Source organism: Ralstonia sp. 1B3, from assembly GCF_036631435.1.
In genome coordinates, this window is sequence record NZ_JAPNUG010000004.1 from 14,753 (window position 1) to 32,447 (window position 17,695).

11 protein-coding genes and 6 pseudogenes are annotated in these 17,695 nt (G+C 63.6%); 8 read left to right on the forward strand and 9 right to left on the reverse strand.

The window, feature by feature from the left end; genetic code table 11:
• Window positions 1–129 precede the first annotated feature (129 nt).
• From OWR21_RS00995 to OWR21_RS01010, 4 genes and pseudogenes are all read left to right on the forward strand, one after another.
• Window positions 130–456, forward strand: a complete 327-nt coding sequence (locus OWR21_RS00995; RefSeq protein ID WP_332394403.1) for a hypothetical protein — start codon at window positions 130–132, stop codon at window positions 454–456.
• Window positions 457–546: 90 nt separating this feature from the next.
• A complete protein-coding gene (locus OWR21_RS01000) occupies window positions 547–831 on the forward strand; it encodes a hypothetical protein (RefSeq protein WP_316888398.1) in 285 nt (94 codons plus the stop codon).
• A gap of 91 nt (window positions 832–922) precedes the next feature.
• Entirely contained in the window at window positions 923–1,303 is a 381-nt protein-coding gene (locus tag OWR21_RS01005) for a hypothetical protein (RefSeq protein ID WP_316888400.1), read from the forward strand.
• A gap of 4 nt (window positions 1,304–1,307) precedes the next feature.
• Window positions 1,308–1,643, forward strand: a pseudogene (locus tag OWR21_RS01010) (hypothetical protein).
• 40 nt (window positions 1,644–1,683) lie between these two features.
• On the opposite strand, the gene OWR21_RS01015 reads toward OWR21_RS01010, so the two are convergent.
• From OWR21_RS01015 to OWR21_RS01035, 5 genes and pseudogenes are all read right to left on the reverse strand, one after another.
• Window positions 1,684–2,571 carry an OmpW/AlkL family protein gene (locus tag OWR21_RS01015; RefSeq protein ID WP_332394406.1) on the reverse strand — a complete coding sequence of 296 codons (888 nt, stop codon included), beginning with the start codon at window positions 2,569–2,571 and terminating at the stop codon, window positions 1,684–1,686.
• 58 nt (window positions 2,572–2,629) lie between these two features.
• Entirely contained in the window at window positions 2,630–4,594 is a 1,965-nt protein-coding gene (locus OWR21_RS01020) for an acyl-CoA synthetase (RefSeq protein ID WP_332394408.1), read from the reverse strand.
• A pseudogene (locus OWR21_RS01025) lies at window positions 4,591–5,546 on the reverse strand (fumarylacetoacetate hydrolase family protein). The gene OWR21_RS01020 and the pseudogene OWR21_RS01025 overlap by 4 nt, the downstream one beginning before the upstream one ends.
• Before the next feature lie 30 nt (window positions 5,547–5,576).
• A pseudogene (locus OWR21_RS01030) lies at window positions 5,577–6,645 on the reverse strand (VOC family protein).
• Window positions 6,642–8,216 (reverse strand): annotated as a pseudogene (locus OWR21_RS01035) (FAD-dependent monooxygenase). The pseudogenes OWR21_RS01030 and OWR21_RS01035 overlap by 4 nt, the downstream one beginning before the upstream one ends.
• Window positions 8,217–8,527: 311 nt before the next feature.
• Here OWR21_RS01035 and OWR21_RS01040 point away from each other — a divergent pair.
• Window positions 8,528–9,211 (forward strand): TetR/AcrR family transcriptional regulator, encoded by a 684-nt coding sequence (locus tag OWR21_RS01040; RefSeq protein WP_332394417.1) that lies wholly within the window; start codon window positions 8,528–8,530, stop codon window positions 9,209–9,211.
• Between the two features lie 8 nt (window positions 9,212–9,219).
• Here OWR21_RS01040 and OWR21_RS01045 read toward each other — a convergent pair whose 3' ends face one another.
• Window positions 9,220–10,119: a LysR family transcriptional regulator gene (locus OWR21_RS01045; protein ID WP_332394410.1), complete on the reverse strand. Its 900-nt coding sequence runs from the start codon at window positions 10,117–10,119 to the stop codon at window positions 9,220–9,222.
• A 103-nt stretch (window positions 10,120–10,222) separates the two neighbouring features.
• Between OWR21_RS01045 and OWR21_RS01050 the strand changes: the two genes are divergently transcribed.
• Complete coding sequence (locus OWR21_RS01050) at window positions 10,223–11,086, forward strand: SDR family oxidoreductase (RefSeq protein ID WP_332394412.1); 864 nt, start codon at window positions 10,223–10,225, stop codon at window positions 11,084–11,086.
• Between the two features lie 241 nt (window positions 11,087–11,327).
• The gene (locus tag OWR21_RS01055) at window positions 11,328–12,830 is read left to right on the forward strand and encodes a GGDEF domain-containing protein (RefSeq protein WP_332394413.1); all 1,503 of its coding nucleotides are present in this window, start codon (window positions 11,328–11,330) and stop codon (window positions 12,828–12,830) included.
• Between the two features lie 25 nt (window positions 12,831–12,855).
• On the opposite strand, the gene OWR21_RS01060 is transcribed toward OWR21_RS01055, so the two are convergent.
• Window positions 12,856–14,127, reverse strand: a complete 1,272-nt coding sequence (locus tag OWR21_RS01060; RefSeq protein ID WP_332394414.1) for a hypothetical protein — start codon at window positions 14,125–14,127, stop codon at window positions 12,856–12,858.
• 566 nt (window positions 14,128–14,693) lie between these two features.
• On the opposite strand from OWR21_RS01060, the gene OWR21_RS01065 reads away from it, so the two are divergent.
• Window positions 14,694–15,611 (forward strand): LysR family transcriptional regulator, encoded by a 918-nt coding sequence (locus OWR21_RS01065; RefSeq protein WP_332394415.1) that lies wholly within the window; start codon window positions 14,694–14,696, stop codon window positions 15,609–15,611.
• 47 nt (window positions 15,612–15,658) lie between these two features.
• Here the strand turns inward: OWR21_RS01065 and OWR21_RS01070 are convergent.
• Window positions 15,659–16,439, reverse strand: a pseudogene (locus tag OWR21_RS01070) (substrate-binding domain-containing protein).
• A gap of 62 nt (window positions 16,440–16,501) precedes the next feature.
• Window positions 16,502–17,695: pseudogene (locus tag OWR21_RS01075) on the reverse strand (MFS transporter); the annotation flags it as partial.

Sequence of the window (17,695 nt, forward strand, 5' to 3'; positions counted from 1 at the left end):
ATGATCACAGCGCTCGGTAACGCCTCCTACGCTGGATCAAGCCGTCCACGCCGTCGTCCTCACCTGTTCCGCACACGGACACTTGCCTGTTGATGCTCCGACGCGCGATGCAAGTCATGGAGATCCGTGATGCTCGACCTTGTCGCGTTTACCAAGCCGGTGCTGGATGAAATTACGGGGCAGGACGTGCGGACGTGGCACTCCAGCCCGAATGTGCTGGCGGCAAACTGGCAAGTGCCTGAATTCGGCAGCCGTATCTGGCGTGTGAGAACGCTGACGATCGCCTTCACGCACGACGTCATGGCTCAGTTGATGCACGCAGATCGGCAAGACCTTTGTCAGCTGCAGTGCATGCTTGACCGCTTTCTGCGGGCGCACCTGGGTATGCATGTCCGGGAAGGCCTCGGAGATCGGACGTTCGTGATCACCGTCGATCATCTTGGGGTGAATTCATAACCGACCAGGCTAATCAGCGGATTGCTGTTCACCGTCATTGTCGATGCCTAGCCGGGCACCGATCACGCCCACCCTCGGTTGGAGTCATTCATGAATGCAAGCCCGTCAGCCACGTACAAGGGTTTCGATTTGTATCCATTGGTGTACAGGACGGAGACGGTCCAATCATGGCCGCGAACGCGCCCCGACCGCACATTCAACGCCTCTGTAATGATCTGCCGCCAAGGTCATGAACCTGGCGCCGAGCACTCGCGCGTTTTCCGAATGACACTGACCGCCTGGGAGAACGTCGGCACCGCGAGACGGGGTGTGCTGAAGTTTGGTGAAGACGTCATCAACGGTCTCGTACCCGGCGAATCGGTGGCGTCGCTGTAACGGGCGCGAGGCGTTTCTTAGCCCCTGCCCCCTACCTTTTTGAAATTGCGTTGGCGAGGCGCGTTGCTCGCATGACCAGCCAGGAAGCAAGATGACTCATGCGTCAGACAAGACGAGCTTTCTCTGCACCCTCCCCGGAGCGGAAAAAAGCATGGCGTATTCCATCACCGTCGGTTTTATCCGCGACGGGGAGCCGAACTGCGTGCAGTTCACCAGTTTCGTCGGTGAAGGAAGACGGTCCTTCAGGCTGTTGGCAAGCGCGCCGGATCTGGCAGCCGCAGCCATGGGCAGCATTGAAGCGTTGTGTCGGCTGGCCATCGGGCAAGTGGTCCGAGACGGCCTCCACGCTAAGACTGCACAGGGCGACCATACCCTCGATATGCGCGTGCAGCCTTGGGAGGGAGAACTCAGACCCGCAGGAACGCGCAGCGCGCAGAAGCCGCTTCGCCCGCATTTGGTTATTCGGGGATAGTCCAATGGAGCACGCGGAAAGCGCGTACAGTGGGCTCACCCTTTCAACGGAGATTGCCGTGGACGCCTATCCGATTTGCCGCTACAAGGGGTTCGATGTTTACCCCTCATCTATCTGTTCGATCCGCCTCGTGAATGGCACGAGCCTCGTCCCGATCGGTCTTACAGTGCTTCCGTGTTGATCTGCGAGGAAGGGCAGCCACCGAGTACCGAACGCTCCCGGATCTTCCCACTGCTGGCCACCCAATGGGACAGCATCGGAACGGCAACGCGCTGCCGCGAAGATGGCCGAAGACATCATCGATGGATTTGTGCCTGGCCTGCCCTTGCATTCCCGGTAACTGCATCCCTTCACGTAGTTACGCAGTGGTGGGCGGCCCACTAGAACCGGTATCCAACATTCAGGCTGAAGACGACCGGCTTCACGTTGATCACCGTCTTGTTGACGGCCAGTACCTGGCCTTCCTGGCTACGCAGCGTGATGGTCGAAGTGGTCTTGAGCGGTAGATAGGCGACGGTACCGACCAGCGTCCAGTTCTGGGCGAACTCGTACGACATGCCGATGTTGGCGACTGGCGCCCAGGAACTGGAGGTCGCTGCCGACACTTTGGCGGGGCCGGTCGGGATCTGGCCCATGCCCAACTGCAGGACTTGGCCGAGGTTCTGCATGGCGTTGACGAAATTCGGGTTCAGGCGCAGTTGGGTGAAGAAGTTGTAGCTGACGCCCGCCCCAATGAACGGCCGCAGCCTGCTCTGCGCGGTGCCGAAGTAGTACTGCCCAATGAGCGCAGGATTCCACGCACGGGCAGATGCGACCGGGTTGTTCTTCGGCAGTCCCAGATCAATGAGCGTGAGGTTGCCAAGCGCCGGCACCGGCGCGATGACCTTGCCGCGACCGTAGATGCCAGTGGTGGGCGGGATGCCGCCGACCGCCGTAACGGCCCAGTTGTCGTTGACGAAATACGTCTGCGTAATTGACAGCGTGGTGGAGCTGCCCGTCTTGGCGCTGGTGCCAGGCGATTCATAGGTACCCAGGCCGAGCGCGCTGGTCGAAGTGGAAAGCGGCGTTGACGAATCCGTGGGATGAATATGAAGTACCCCAACCGAGAGCACGTTGCGCCCGTGTATGTAGCGGTCAAAGAAGCTGCCATCGCTGGCGGTCTGCGCTTCGTTTGATTGGGCATGTGCCACGGGAGCTGCCATTGCGATGGCGGCCGCCACGGCAAAAAGAGGACGAGCGGGGGCGGAGCGCAGAGTGAAGTGCGCCATGGTGTGTCTCCTGTTTTGGAATCGTTGTATTGGCTAAGGCAGGCTGGGGCGTGACGGACTAGGGAGGCGCGCCTCCGTCTGGCGAGATGGAAAACGAAAACGGGAATCGGCCAAGGACCGCTGCCACGCCGTCGTGCGATGCAGGATCACGCAGGCCGGCACGTACCGAGATGCCGGTAGTCTTGTCTTCATCCAGCACGAGGCGAACGCCCTCGATACCCGCCTCACGCAGCGCGCAGTGCAAGGCATCGGCGGTTTCCATGCGCTTGAGCGCGGGCTTGAAGATCTTGCCCACCGCCGTGAGCGGCATGGCATCAACGATGTGAATCTGCTTTGGCTGCGCAGCGCGTTCGAGGATGGTTTCGCGCACGAAGTCGGCTAGTTCTTCGTGGCTGGCCGTGGCGCCGGGCTTGAGCTGGACGTACGCCACGGGCAGCTCGCCGGCATGTGCATCGGGCCGCCCGATGGCTGCCGCGATCTGCACAGCCGGGTGCCGGTGCAGCGGCTCTTCAATGGTGGCCGGATCGACGTTGTGGCCGCCACGGATGATGAGTTCCTTCTTTCTGCCGGTCAGCCAGAAATAGCCGTCACGGTCCACGCGGCCGAGATCGCCCGTGTTGAGCCACGCACGGCCATCGCCCAGGTCGATCCACAGTCCCTTGTTGTGCTCGGGCTGCACGTAGCCGCCGAAGACGTTCGGGCCCGAGATGACGAGGACACCAGCTTCGTCGGTAGTGCAATCACGCAGATACCGGCCGTCTTCACCGAGCACTATGGCCTTCATGAGTTGGCCCGGCACACGCAGGCCAATGGAGCCGAGTCGCCGGTCGCCCAGCGGTGGGTTGACGCTGCTCACGCACGTGCCTTCGGTCAGGCCGTAGCCCTCCAGAATCTTGACGCCGGTACGCTGCTGGAACGTGCGAAAGACTTCTACGGGCATGGGTGCCGCACCGCACAGGCCGTACTGCAGCGAGCCGATGTCGTGCTTGCCAACGGGCACATCGAGCAACGCCGCATACAACGTCGGCACCGCGCTGAAAAAGTTGATGCGATGGCGCTCGACGATCTCCCAGAAGCGCGCGACAACACCCTCGCCGCGATAGCCTTGGGGCGTGCCGAGCACTACGTGCGCGCCCTTGGAAAACGGCAGAAGACCGGTCGCCAGCACGGCGTTCACATGAAACAGAGGCAACCCGCAGAAGATGGTCTTGCCGGGCCCCACGCTGTTGCCGAGGAACTGGCCTGCGGCCCACGCATTGGCCACCTCGTTGCCATGGCTGCGCATGGCAATCTTGGGCAGGCCGGTGGTGCCGCCCGTGCAGAAATATGAAGAGGTATCCCCCACATTGAAGACCCGCGGAAACGCCAGCGTTGCGCCGGATTCGCGCGCCATCGCCCGGCCGAAATCGTGAAGCTGGATATGTCGCGGCACGGCGGCACGCACACCTTCCCGGCCATGGAGGCGCTTGCATTCCCTGCGCTGCACGAGCCGCGCCATCCAACCCTTGGGCCCGCGCACACGGTCGGCCAGGTTGACGAGCACCAGATGCTCCAGCGATGCCACGTCGCCCAGAATGCGCTGCACCTTCGGCCACAGATCGGTGCCGGGAAATGGCGCGAGCGTAACCAGCACGCGCGCGCCGGCAGCCTTCAGCAGTTCGGCAATGGCGGGCCCTTCAAGCAGCGGGTTGATGGCGCAGACCGTGCCCGCCGCCTCGCCGCCCCAGATCACGAAATGCGTTTCAGGCAGGTTCGGCAGCACGTAGGCCACCACTTCATCGCGGCGAATCCCTAGCCGCGTGAACAGGTTGGCCGTGCGCGTGATGTCTCGCACGAGCTCGCGATACGTCCACGTCTGCGCCTTGCGGTGATCTGCCGCGCGCAGGAAGAACGAGAGCGCCGGGGCAGACGGGTTGATGGCGGCGCCGCGGCGGATCATTTCGTACGTACTGGTCGGCAGGTCTGCGGGCATTCCCCGCGCTTCAATGGCGAGGATGTCGCCCTGGTTTGCAATGCCGTTCATGCTGCGTCTTCCACCACGCGGTTGCGCTGTGTGCCGAGGTCGATCTCGCTGTCTGCGCTGAAGATGCGCGCTTCCACAACATCGCCGGGCTTCAGGTATTGCGGGCGCGCAGCCTGCACCTTCATGAACATCCGCCACTTGGTGGCTTCCGGCAACAGCGCGGCGATGCGCTGCTTGGCGGGGACGGCACGCTGAGCGCGCAGCCGGCGGGCGTGCCCGTGGCGATCAGGTCACCGGTGTGCAGATCGTGAACGCCCGATAGCTCGGTCAAGGTTTCTGCGGGCCCGTGGACGAGGTTGGCTGTGGAATCGCTCTGCCGGATCACGCCGTTGACGCTTAGCCTGAGCTGCAGATCGCGCAGCCGGTCAAAGTCGCGTGGCTGCAGCAGGCACAGGTACGGGCCCACCGGGCCGAACGTGCGATAGCTCTTGCCCTTGTAGAACTGCATCTGCGGAATCTGGATGTCGCGTGCCGAGTAGTCGTTCACGATGACGATGCCCGCCACGTAGTCATGCAGGTTGGCATCCGTGACCGACTCGCGCGTCGTCATCTCGCGCTTCATGACGAGGCCCAGTTCGATCTCGTAGTCGAGAAACCGAACGTGGCTTGGCCGCACCACATCGGACGTGGCTGGCACGATGCAGCCCGGCGCCTTGGTGAACACCATGTTGAAGTGCTTGGCGTCGGGGTTCATGCCCGATTCGATCATGTGCTGGCGGTAATTCGCACCCAGGCAGACGAACTGCTGATTGCGCGTGACCGGCGAGAGGATCTCGACCTCAGACACCTTGATGGCCGGGCCGGCCAGCCCCGAAAGCGCTTCCACCGTGTTGGACTGGAGAAACGCCGCGGTGGTCGGGAAATCGCCCGGCATGGGCGTGATCATGCCGGCGCGGATCACGCCCCACTGGGCGCGACCCTGGTATCGGTAATGGAGGACATTGAGTGCCATGGGCGTATCGGGGCTGTCGTAAAGGAAGGGTTACGCGAAAAGCTTGGCCAGCGTGCGCAACTTGCCGACAGTCAGGTCGGGGCTGTTGCGCAGGTTGCGCAGCAGCGCGACGAGCTTGGACAGAGAGAGCTTGGGCTTCGTAAAGCTGCGCGGCATGACGGGGCCCCATTGCGACATCGCTTCACGGCTCACGGCATGGATGCCGGTGGGCTGGTCGGCGGTGAACATGTCGCCGTCGCAGTAGTGCTCGTGCTTGTCGCCCCAGGGTCTTGCCAGTAGTCGAAGATCTGGCTGCCGAGAATGTGCCGGCCGATGCCCCACGCATGCTTCCAGCCGCGCTCGCGCAGGATGCGTTGGCCCATGCCGATGGCGTCGGCGTCGACGACTTCAAACGCGCTGTGGCTGTAGATCGGCGCGAAGCCCTGCGCCAGCGCGAGCGTGTGGTGGTCGGCGGGCGTTGCGCCCAGGTCGAGCCGCATGAACGCCACCGCCGGTGAGCCATCGGGCAGCACCTGCACATCGCTGGGAATGAAGCCGAAGTGCTGTGTGTACCAGGCGCTCGTGGCCTGGTAGTCGGCCACTTCCAGCACGACGTGGCCCAGGCGGATGACCTCTTGCGGCTTCGCCTGAACGCGCTGCGTGTCATTCACCCGGACGATGCTGTCGGCCGTATTGAACGCCATTGCCGTGCGATGCGGCAGCGTGCCGCTGGGCGCCTGGCCCCAAACCGCATCAACGCGAAAGCCGGAAGGGTCACGCAGGCGCACGCAGAGTCCGCCGCCCGGTGCGGTGATCGGCTCCACGCCCGATGCGCCCGGCACGCGCGCCAGCGCTTCCAGATCTTGCCGTCGGCAACACGCAAGCCGAATCCGACAAAGCGGTCTGTGTCTGCCTTGTGGACAACGTAGCAGAACGGGGTGGCACTGGTGCCGCGCATGAACAGCCGTTCGTCGTCGCGCGCCACGGTGTGCAGGCCGAAATCGGTCAGGAATTGCTCTGCCTTGGTCAGATCCGGCCGCTCGAAGATCAGGTAAGCGAGTTCGATCGCCTTGGTGGTCGGGTTCGGGTGGCGTGCAGGTTGGGCAGTCGTGAGTTTCATGGTGAGACCTCAAGCGGCGCGTGCGACAGGAGCCAGGAAGACGCCTGCCCGGCAGATGCGCCGAGCAATGCGAGGCTTTCTCGTACAAGGCGCGCGGCATCCTCTGCCGGGCCGTCATGGACGATGGTGCGATCGGGGCGGACGACAACGGCCCAACCAAAGGGCACGGAACGCGGCAGGAAAACCCCTTCCAGGTCTTCCCACGACTCGCCTTGCGCGGCGTGCAGGCGCTGGCCACGATGCGTGATGCGGAACACCTTGCCGCCCACCGCGGCAAACGCGTTGGCGGTGCCGGCATCCAGTTGTGCGCTGACGTCTTGGCCAAACCCGATCAACGCGAGCGCGCCGCCAAACACGTCATCGCTCAATTGGGTCGTACCATCACCGCCGCGCACCCAGCCTTGGGCAAGCACGGCGCCACGGCGCAAACGCGAGCCACCCTTTCCATTGACGAACAGTCCGCGTGCGAACGCGTTCTTCGGCTTGATGCCGAGTTCTTCGAGCTGCGTGCGCAGCGGGGAACCAGGCGCACAAGGCGCATGAGCCCGTGCGTGAGCAGCGCCACGCCGGCGTTGCGCGGCATCACCAGCTTGCCCATGAACTTTGCGAGATTGATCATCGCCTTCGCATGCGGACGCCGTTCACGGTCGTACGAATCCAGGATGCCCGGAGCCGCGCGACCCTGGACGACCCAAGCCAACTTCCAGCACAGATTGGCCACATCCCGCAGGCCAGCAACGAGCCCTTGCCCAACGAACGGCGGCGTGATGTGCGGCGTCTCCGGCAAGAAACACGCGCCCCTTGCTGAACGCATCGACCACACGCGCGTGGAAGCGATAGACGGCCTTGCGCTCGATGACGATGTCGTCGACGTTGCACCACGGTTTGAGCAAGCCGCGGATGCGTTCGTCCGATTCCATTTCGGCGCGCGTCTCACCGGGGCTGAGCATGAACTCCCAGCGTTCACGACCGCCCGGGGCCGTCATGTGAGGCGTCGGGCGACGATGGTTGCAGAGGAACTCAACGTGGTCGATCGGACGCGGCACGTTGCGCGCATCGACGATGAGCCAGTCTTCGGCAAAGGTCTTGCCCTTGAAGGCCTGGCCGATCATCCCGCGCACGACGGAACTGGCGCCGTCTGCGCCGATGACGTAGCGCACACGCACGCGATGCGTCTGTCCGTCAGCCAACGCGACTGAAGCGACGACGTGGTCGTCGGCGGCTTCAAGCCCCTTGCACTCGGCGCCCAGCGCGGTGTGCACGCCGTCGTATTGCTGGAGCTGGCGCCGCAGGCTGCGCTCAAGATCGGGTTGGTAGAACGTGACGAGCTTCGGATGGCCGTCGGCGCCGCCGAGCGTATTGACGCGCGCGAATTCGCCAAACACCGGCGAGCGCATGCGCACAAACGGGATCGCAATGGTGTCGAGTTCGCGCTCGCCAATGCCCGCCATCTGCAGAATGCGCAGCGCTTCGTTGTCGAGTGCGATGGCGCGAGGCGCCATGAAGATCTCCGTGGATTTCTCGACGACCAGCACCCGTACGCCGTATCGGGCCAGCAGATTTGCAGCCATGGCGCCTACCGGGCCGAAACCCACGATCAGCACGTCGACTGCGGAAGGCAAATCGACGGCCTGGGATGACCGGGGCGCGAACGGAAGCGCTTCCTGCGCCTCATGTGCAGCTGTCTCCACGCGAACTCCTGTTCTTGTATCGCCCTTGGGGCGGGCGTTTTCGATATTAAAATCATAACTGATAAGTTTGTCAATTTTGATCAGGTTAAACTCTAACCCCCGCTTCATCGACTCGACTCCATGCCCCGGACTTCCACCCCCGCCCCGCCAAGGCCACTAAATCCGCCACAGCGGCTGCAGCGGCCAACGCCATTGAAGAAAAGGAGCCGCGCGGAGCGCGTCGCAAACGCGAGACACGCTCGCGCCTGTTAGAGGCGGCGCTCAAACTGATGGCCGAGAAGGGAATGGAGGGCGTTGCGATCAACGAGATCACCGAGGCCGCGGATGTCGGCTTTGGCTCGTTCTACAACCACTTCGAATCGAAAGAGGCGATCTACCTGGCGCTGACGGACTGGGTGTTCGAAGAGTTCGCAGACACGCTGGACCGGATTGCCGGGGGCCTTGCCGACCCGGCCGAAGTGATTGCCGTATCGGTGCGGCACACGCTGCTGCGCGCGCGACGTGAGCCGGTGTGGGGGCAGTTCCTGATTCGCGAAGGATTCTCGCCGCGCATCCTGAGTCGCGGGCTTGGCCAGCGGCTGCTTCGCGATATCGGGCGTGGCGTCGCGGCAGGTCGGTTTGACGCGCCCGATCCATTGATGAGCCTGATTTCCGTTGGCGGCACCGTCCTCGCCGCCGTGGCTGTCGGCGTGCAGATCGATGCGCAATCGGAGCCGGCGGCCACGCTGCTGGCAAGCCTCAGCGACAGCAAGAGCGATTTTCCGGAGCGGGCGGCATCGGCACTGCTGCGCATGCTTGGGCTGAGCCACGCCGAGGCAGAAGAGATCGCGCATCGCCCATTGCCGGACATGCGCGGAGACCCGCAGGCTCTATAACCGGATCCCTAGGAGGCGGAACGGAGATAGGCTGCCAGCTCTTCGGGCTCGCCCGTCGGGAACGCGTCTTTGAGATGCTCAAGAAAAGCGGAAACACGAGCGCTGAGCAACCGCCGGGAAGGATAGAGCGCCCATAGCGCGATATCGGGGCCATCCACATCGCCCCAATGCACCAACGTGCCGGCCTCCAGATCCTGCGCCACGAGGGACACCGGCAGGCAGGCCGCACCCACGCCAAGACGGACGGTGTCGCGCACCATGATCAGCGACGACAAGTGCGCGACGGGCTTGATCGCGATGCGCGCCTTGCCCTTGGGCCCCGTGATGTCCCACGCCGCACTTCCGGTGCCGGCACCGCGCAGAACGGCCGGCGCAGCGCTCTTGCCTGTTGGCCGCGCAAGTCCCGGTTTTGCCACGACGACCAGGCGATCGCGCAGAAACACGCGTCCGATCAGGCTTTCGTCCGGGTCCGGGTTGACTCGGATCACGAGGTCATACCCTTCCTCGATCATGTCGACGCCGCGGTCTTCGGTCGTCACCTCCAGCTGCACGTCGGGATACTTCAACGCGAACGCGGCCACCAGCTTGCCCATCGCAATCTGGGAAAACAGCATGGGCGCGCTGATGCGCAGTCGGCCGCGCGGGCGTTCGCTTCCCGATGCGATTGCCGCGGCGGTCTCGGCAATCTCGGCGAGCAGCGTGCCGGTACGTTCATACAGCGCCTGGCCTTCCTGGGTGAGCTTGAGCCCGCGCGATCCGCGCTCAAACAATCGGAGGTCAAGGCTGCCCTCCAGCTCCGAGACCCGGCGAGACAGCGTGGCCTTCGGTCGCCCCGTCGCGCGGGCGGCCTCACCAAAGCTTCCATGCCGGGCGACCAGATTGAAATCGGCGAGCGCAAGCAAATCCATGTGTTCCACCAGTGAGATACTGCGTCTATTTATAGCATCTTCCGGACCATAGATGGATCACCTACCTTAGCTGGGAACCCAACCCACTCAAGGAGTGAACATCATGACCATCCTCGTTACTGGCGCTACCGGCCGCGTCGGCCGCCAAGTCGTCGATCAACTCGTCAAGCGCGGTGCGGACGTACGCGCGCTGGTGCGCGACCCGTCAAAAGCCAACTTTCCGGCCAGCGTGAATGTCGCGCAGGGCGACATGCTGGATTTGGATTCGCTGCGGCGTGCCTTCGCCGGTGTCCGGACGCTGTTCCTGCTCAATGCTGTCGCCGGAGACGAATTCACGCAGGCCTTGATTGCGCTGAACGTGGCGCGCGAATCCGGCGTGGAGCGCGTCGTCTATCTGTCGGTCATGCACGCCGAGCGCTTCGTGAACGTGCCGCACTTTGCGGTGAAGTCCGGCGCGGAACGCATGATCGAGCAGGTGGGCTTCAGCGCCACCATCCTGCGTCCGGCCTACTTCATGGACAACGAACACATGGTCAAGGACGTCATCGTCAACCATGGCGTCTACCCGATGCCGATCGGCAGCAAGGGCGTCGCGATGGTCGACACGCGCGACATCGCAGAAGTCGCGGCCATCGAGCTGATCCGCCGGGACGCAGCCCCGGGCAAGCTGCCGATCGAGATCCTCAACCTCGTGGGCCCTGATACGCTGACGGGCCCCGAACTGGCGTCGATCTGGTCAGAAACGCTCCGCCGCCCCGTAGCCTACGGCGGCGACGACCCGACCGGATTCGAGAGCAACGTGGCGAGCTTCCTGCCCAAATGGATGGCTTATGAGATGCGCCTGATGGCCGAACGCTATGTCAGCGACGGCATGGTTCCGCAAGCCGGCGATGTCGAGCGTCTGACTACCCTGCTCGGCCGGCCGCTGGGTTCGTATCGCGACTTTGCCGCGGCGCTCGCCAACTGAGCTGCATGCGGGTGTGGGCGGGCAGGCAGGAAGGCCAGACGCCTGCCCTCTTCCCTGCGTCTCCGCCCAATGCAGCGGGCCGGCAACAAAAAGGCCCGTTGCACTGCAGTTTTCCCGTCTTGAGCCGATTACCAACGGTGAAGGCGTGCCACGTACGCCTCCATATCGCTCCTCGATCGACCTCAGTTCGCCTCGGTAAACGGGCAGACGTGCGGTCTGTCGTCGCGCTCAAGACCACGACATGCCTCTTCGCCTCCTCGCCCGACGGCTGGCCACATCGGCAGGCCACCATCCCTTTGTCGTGGGGGCGCTCGGGACGCTGCTGACATTGATTGTCCTGGCAATCAGTGTGCTGACGCTGTGGGCCAATCGTGAAACGGCCGTCGAGCACGCTCACGAAACCTCGCGGAATGTCGCCGCCGTTCTGGCAAGCCACATCTCACGCACCGTTGAATCGGCAGATCAGTCGTTGCTGATGCTGATTGCCGCGCTCGACAAGCCCGGCATCCGAAACCTCGATCCGGAGGTCCTGCACGATCTGCTGTTCAACCCGACGGCTTCCGCGCGGTATGTCACGGGCATGGGCGTGACCGACGAGAAGGGCCGGCTCGTTGACGGTTGCTGCTCGGCGACGCACCGCTGGGATTTCAGCGACCGCGACTACTTCATCGTCCATCGCGACCATGCAAACGTTGGCCTCTATATCTCAGCGCCCTACAAAGCGCGGTCGCGCGGCGGCGTGGAAGCCATTGCGCTGAGCCGGAGGATGAACCGGCAGGACGGGACCTTTGCCGGCACCGCGCTGGTCGCCATCGACCTCGATTACTTCAAGCAGCTGCTTGAGAAGCTCGATATCGGGCCGCACGGCGTCACGGCCATTGTCCGCACCGACGGAACACTGGTGGCAAGAAGTCCGCCGCATGGCGCAGTCCGCACGGTCAATTTCAGCAAATCGCTGACGTTCCCGCGCATGGTGAACCAGGAGTCCGGCTTCTATGTGGCGCCATCTGCGAGCGATGGCGTGCTGCGCCTCTATACGTTCCAACGCGTGCCCGGCACACCCTTCATCGCTGTGGTCGCCCCGGCCATGACCGATGCGCTTGAAGCGTGGCGGCGGCTGTCATGGATCGTGGGACTGTCGTCGCTGTCGGTGAGCTTGGCCTTTTGCGCCGGCGTCTGGCTCCTGGCATTTGCGCTGCGTGGGCGCGTCATGGCCGAAACCCACCTGCGGGAGCTTACGCAAACCGATCCGCTCACCGGGCTGAAGAACAGACGCGCCCTGGATGTCGCGCTGGAAAATGAGTGGGATCGCCTGCAACGGAACGACAGTCGCCTATCCGTGCTCTTCGTCGATGCCGATCATTTCAAACGCTATAACGACGAGCACGGCCATGCTCAGGGCGACATCGCGCTGCAGTATCTCGCCCACTGCATTTCCAAGCATGCGCGACGACGCGGCGATCTCGCGGCTCGATACGGCGGAGAGGAATTCGTGGTGCTGTTGCCCGATACAGGCGAGACCGGCGCAACACGCATCGCCGAAGCCATCCGTGCCGAAGTGGAAGGAACCCGCGCCGGCCCCGGCGACACAGCCTTGGCCCCTTTCACGGTGAGCATCGGTTGCGCGACCGCACGGCGCGCGAGCTTCGCGTCGCTCACCGCATTGACCAAGGCTGCGGACGATGCGCTCTACGAAGCCAAGCGCAAGGGCCGCAACCGCGTTGACTACGCGACGGCTATCTAGCCTCGCATGAGCGCCGCCCGCCCGGTTATTGCAGGGTGGCTCCGCCCCCGCCGAGGTACAGACCGAGCAGGCGCGCAAACTGGCCGCCGTCGGTGTTGATCGTCGTCTGGTACGTACCGCCCGAGCCGAAGACGATGGCGAAGGTATGGCCGTCGCCGTATTCCTGTGTGTTGCGCAGCATGTAATCGACGCGGTTATCCCGGTAGTGCTGGTTGGTGCCACCCGCCGTGCTGGACGGCACGCCCAGCGGCGTCTGCCACCACAGAATGGGCAGCCCATTCCCCAACGCAGTCCGATAGTCCAGGTAACTGCTTTGCGACTGATGGAAATTCGGCGTGGCGATGTTGCTCTCGTCCCAGTAGAAAATGCCGCTGCGGCCTGTGCACTCCGACACGGCGGCAGCTTCCAGGCAGCCGGCGTCGCGGTCGCTGGTCTGGGCGACGATGAAGTCGGCCTGGTGCGCAGCCGCAGCGCGCATTTCCCCCGCAACCGCAGTCGGCGATCCCGACCAGAACGCGGGCGGGAATCCGATCAGCGCCTTGGGTGCGATCTGGCGCGCCATCTGCACCAGGCACTGCCCGATGCCGGCGGCGGTGTTCGGCAGGCTGCTGCATTCCGGCTGGCTGTTCACCACCGCGGGCATCTGCGTGGGGTCGTGACTCGGCGCCTGCGCCCACACGTAGCCCCAGAAATCGGGCTCCAGGTTGATCAGCACGGGCGCATTCAACGCAGCGATGCGTTGATACATCAATCGCGCCTGGCTCCAGTACGTGTTCATGAAGGTCGCATCGGTGATGCCGCTCAGGTTGCCGTCACCGTTCTGCGCCATCTGGTAGAACGTGAACATCGGCGTAGCGCCATAGGTCTGGGCAGCTTGCGCGGCATACGTGATGTACGCGCCGTCAGGGCTGTTCCAGTAGGGCCACGAACCCGGCCCGGCCCCCACGAGGTAAACGTCGATGATGTCAGGCCGAATGCCCTGGCTCTGCATATCCGAAATCGACTGGCCCGAACCGAGGCCGACGAGCACGCGCGAAGGCTTGCCCAATTTCTGGACGAGCGCTGCGCTGTTCGACAGGGTCGATGTACTGCCGCCGGTCGTTCCACCGCCATTTCCGCCGGTCTGGCCACCCGTGGTCCCTCCACTGCTGCCACCACTGGTACCGCCTTGCGCCCCTGTGCCGCCGCCCGTGCCAGTCGTGCTGCTGGCCTGCGTGCTATCGGATCCGCCACCACAGCCCGCCAGCGCAAACGCAATCGCTGCGACGGCAATCCATCGTTGAGAAAACACGATCATCAAAGAAATCCTTGAAAGAAGAGATGCATCTGATATCTGGTTGCTGGGCCCTCCTTCGAGCCCGCGGCATTCAGTTCGCCATGCGCGACGTCATCTGTGCAGCGCTGAATGCGCCGCGATAGATGCGGAGTCATCGACAGGGCCTTCGCGCGTCGAAGCGTCGAAGCGTCGGTGCGAACTGTTGACCATGCTGCCCAGCTGGCAAGCCTCTTCCAACAGCGGTGCCCCGGACACCGGCTTGTTGCACATACACCCTCCCAACTCTTTTGTTGTCGTCAAACCGGGCGCAAGGCTGCACGAACCGTGCCACACCCCCTACGAAAGAGGGGTGACATGCCTTGGTGCGACATGTGACACGAAGCGTCGGCGCATTTCAACGCATTGGCAGGTTTGATGAGCTTTTTGATAAAGCGGTTGAGCGCTGTCGCACGCGGCCTCTTCGAATCCGCGCCCCGTGTCGGTGCACAGCGTTCAACTGGGCGAGCCCTGCGCGTGCCGCTGGAGACGTGTCACCCCCGTAATAAATCGCGCAAAATGCTGCGCATCTGGGATGTGGAGGCTGGCCGGTGGGCATCAATTTCGATTTGACGGACTTGCAGGCGTTTCGCGCGGTGGTGGAGTTGGGCAACTTCCGCAAGGCCGCGGAAGCGATCAGCATTTCCCAGCCCGCGTTGAGCCGTCGAATCGACAAGCTCGAAAGCGCGCTCGGCGTGCCCCTGTTTGAGCGCACCACACGCCGCGTCACGCTCACCACGGTCGGCCGCGTGTTCGCCCGCAGTGCCGAACAACTGCTCGACGATCTGGACGTCGCGCTGCTGGGTATTCGCGATATTTCATCGAGCCGCCTGGGGCAGGTGACCATCGCGTGCGTGCCGTCGGTGGCCTATTACTTTCTGCCGAACCTGATTGCGCGCTACCACCGCCGCTTTCCGCGCATCCGCGTCAAGCTGCTGGATGCGAGCGCGAACGAAGTGCTGGGGGCCGTCATCAGCGGCGAAGCAGACTTTGGCCTGAGCTTCATGGGCAGCCAGGAGCCCGAGATCGAATTCAAGATGCTGCTGCAGGAGCGGTTTGTTGCCGCCTGCCGGCGCGACCACCCGCTCGCCCGGAAAAAGCGCGTGACGTGGAACGAGCTTTACGAACACGAATACGTGTCAGTGGACAAGACCTCCGGCAACCGGCTGTTGCTCGATCAGGCGCTGTCGGCCGTGGCACCGCGTGCGCCAAGCGTCTGTGAGACGCGGCACGTCACGACCATGCTGGGGTTGGTGGAAGCGGGGCTGGGTGTGGCTGCGGTGCCATCGATGGCCATGCCAGGGCATGACCATCCGATCCTGACAAGCGTGCCGCTGGTGGAGCCTGTCGTGAAGCGGCGCGTGGGCATCGTAAAGCGGCGCGGCCGGGCATTGACGCCCGCCGCAGAAGCGTTTCACCAGATGATCATTGAAGCGAAGCGCAGCGGCGTGACGACAGGCGATGCATGAAGAACAAACAAACGCGCTTGGCTTGACGCGCCGCGCGGCGCGCCATCTCAATGCGCCGGCACAGAATCCAGCCCGGTCGATTTCACGTCCGCCTGCACGGCGGGCGAAGCGAGATAGTCAAGAAGCGCCTTGGCTTCCTTCGGATGCTGTGCACCAACGGGGATGCCCGCAGCAAAGCGCGTGACCGACTGCAGCGACTCGGGAATCTTTCCGACGAAGGTTGCCCCCGGCACCGGCAGCAGTTCGCTCACTTGCTGGAAGCCGACTTCGTAGTCGCCCGTCGCCACCACCGACGCCACCGGAATACGCGGAATCATCTTCGCCTTTGCCTTGACCTGCTCTTCAATGCCCAGCTTCTTGAACAGCTCGCGCTCGATATAGACGCCGCTTGCGCTGTCCGAGTAGGCGATCGACTTGGCATGCAGCAGCACTTGCTTGAGGGCCTCGGGTGAGCTGATATCGGGCTTGGCTGCACCTTCGCGCACCACCATGCCGATGCGCGAGTCGGCCAGTTCCACGCGCGAATCCGGGATGACCTTGCCTTGCTTGATCAGATCGTCGAGTGCGTAGCCGACCATGATGACGGCGTCGGCAGGTTCGCCGCGTGCGAGCCGATTCGAATCGCTTCGGGCGACTTGCCCATCGACGGGCCGAGTGCAGTGTCGAGCGTGTTGCCCGTCTGCGCGGCGAACTTGGGCCCAAGCAGCTTATAGGCGGCCGTAAAGCCCCAGAACTCATGACGTGCAGTTCAGCAGCGTGGACGGTGGTTGCCAGTGCCGAGGTGGCGACGAGCGCGGCTGCGCACAGGTTCCGAAACAGAGTCTTCATGGTGAGGGTCATGCCAGGTCGTACGTGTTTGTGAATAGGCGGAACGCGGGATGCGTTGGGCGTCAGTGCGCCGGCGCCAGCGTTACTGCACGGCGGCGATAGAGCGTCAACGTCGCCAGGAGCGCGCATGCGGCAGCAAGACTCATCCAGTAGCCGGGAGCGGCCTTGTCGCCAGTCATATGGATGGCCGCTGTCGAGATGGCGGGGGTAAAGCCGCCGAACACTGCCGTGGCGAGGCTGTAGGCAAGCGAAAACCCGGCAACGCGCACCTGCACGGGCATCACTTCGGTAAGCGCGACGACCATCGCGCCGTTGTAGATGCCGTACATGAACGACAACCACAGCAGCACGAGCAGCATGTTCGTGAAGCTGGGCGCGTGCGCGAGGAACGAAAGCGCCGGGTATGCCGTGGCGATGGTCAGCACCGTCATGCCGATCAGCAGCGCCGGCGGCCGATCCTGTCGGAAAGCGCACCGCCAATCGGCAGCCACACAAAGTTCGACACCCCAACGCACAGCGTCACGAGCAGGCTGTCGGCCGTACTCAGATGCAAGACGGTTTTGCCGAACGTCGGCGCGTAGACAGTGATGAGGTAGAAGCTCGTCGTGGTCATCGCCACCAGCATCATCCCGGCGAGCACGACGCCCCAGTTTTGCAGCAGCGTGCCGAACACCTCCTTCATGCCCGGACGATGCTTGCGCGCCTTGAACTCCTGCGTTTCTTCAAGATTACGGCGCAGCACGAAGATGAACGGCACGATCATGCAGCCGACGAAGAACGGCACACGCCATCCCCATGCGGCGATGGCCGGTGCACTGAGCCATTGGTTGAGCGCGAAGCCCAGGCCTGCCGCCACGACGATTGCCACCTGCTGGCTGGCAGACTGCCAGCTCGTGAAAAAGCCCTTGCGGCCCGGCGTGGCCATCTCGGCCAGATAGACCGATACGCCGCCCAGTTCCGCGCCCGCCGAGAAACCCTGCAGGAGACGCCCCAGCAACACGAGCGCCGGTGCCAGGAGACCAATCGTGGCGTAGCCGGGAACGAACGCGATCAGCACCGTCCCGCTTGCCATGATGGACAGCGTGACGATGAGCCCCTTGCGGCGGCCAACGTCGTCAATGTAGGCGCCGAGCACGATCGCACCGAGCGGCCGCATCAGAAAGCCGGCGCCAAAAACAGCGAACGTCATCATCAGCGAGGCGAACTCGCTTTCGGTCGGAAAGAAGACGTTGGCGATCTGCGTGGCGTAGAAGCCG

Bases quoted from the DNA above. Each gene is read 5' to 3' on its own strand.
- OWR21_RS00995 (WP_332394403.1), top strand. From the start codon at position 130: ATGCTCGACCTTGTCGCGTTTACCAAGCCGGTGCTGGATGAAATTACG.
- OWR21_RS01000 (WP_316888398.1), top strand. From the start codon at position 547: ATGAATGCAAGCCCGTCAGCCACGTACAAGGGTTTCGATTTGTATCCA.
- OWR21_RS01005 (WP_316888400.1), top strand. From the start codon at position 923: ATGACTCATGCGTCAGACAAGACGAGCTTTCTCTGCACCCTCCCCGGA.
- OWR21_RS01055 (WP_332394413.1), top strand. From the start codon at position 11,328: ATGCCTCTTCGCCTCCTCGCCCGACGGCTGGCCACATCGGCAGGCCAC.
- OWR21_RS01045 (WP_332394410.1), bottom strand. From the start codon at position 10,119: ATGGATTTGCTTGCGCTCGCCGATTTCAATCTGGTCGCCCGGCATGGA.
- OWR21_RS01060 (WP_332394414.1), bottom strand. From the start codon at position 14,127: ATGATCGTGTTTTCTCAACGATGGATTGCCGTCGCAGCGATTGCGTTT.
- OWR21_RS01050 (WP_332394412.1), top strand. From the start codon at position 10,223: ATGACCATCCTCGTTACTGGCGCTACCGGCCGCGTCGGCCGCCAAGTC.
- OWR21_RS01020 (WP_332394408.1), bottom strand. From the start codon at position 4,594: ATGAACGGCATTGCAAACCAGGGCGACATCCTCGCCATTGAAGCGCGG.
- OWR21_RS01015 (WP_332394406.1), bottom strand. From the start codon at position 2,571: ATGGCGCACTTCACTCTGCGCTCCGCCCCCGCTCGTCCTCTTTTTGCC.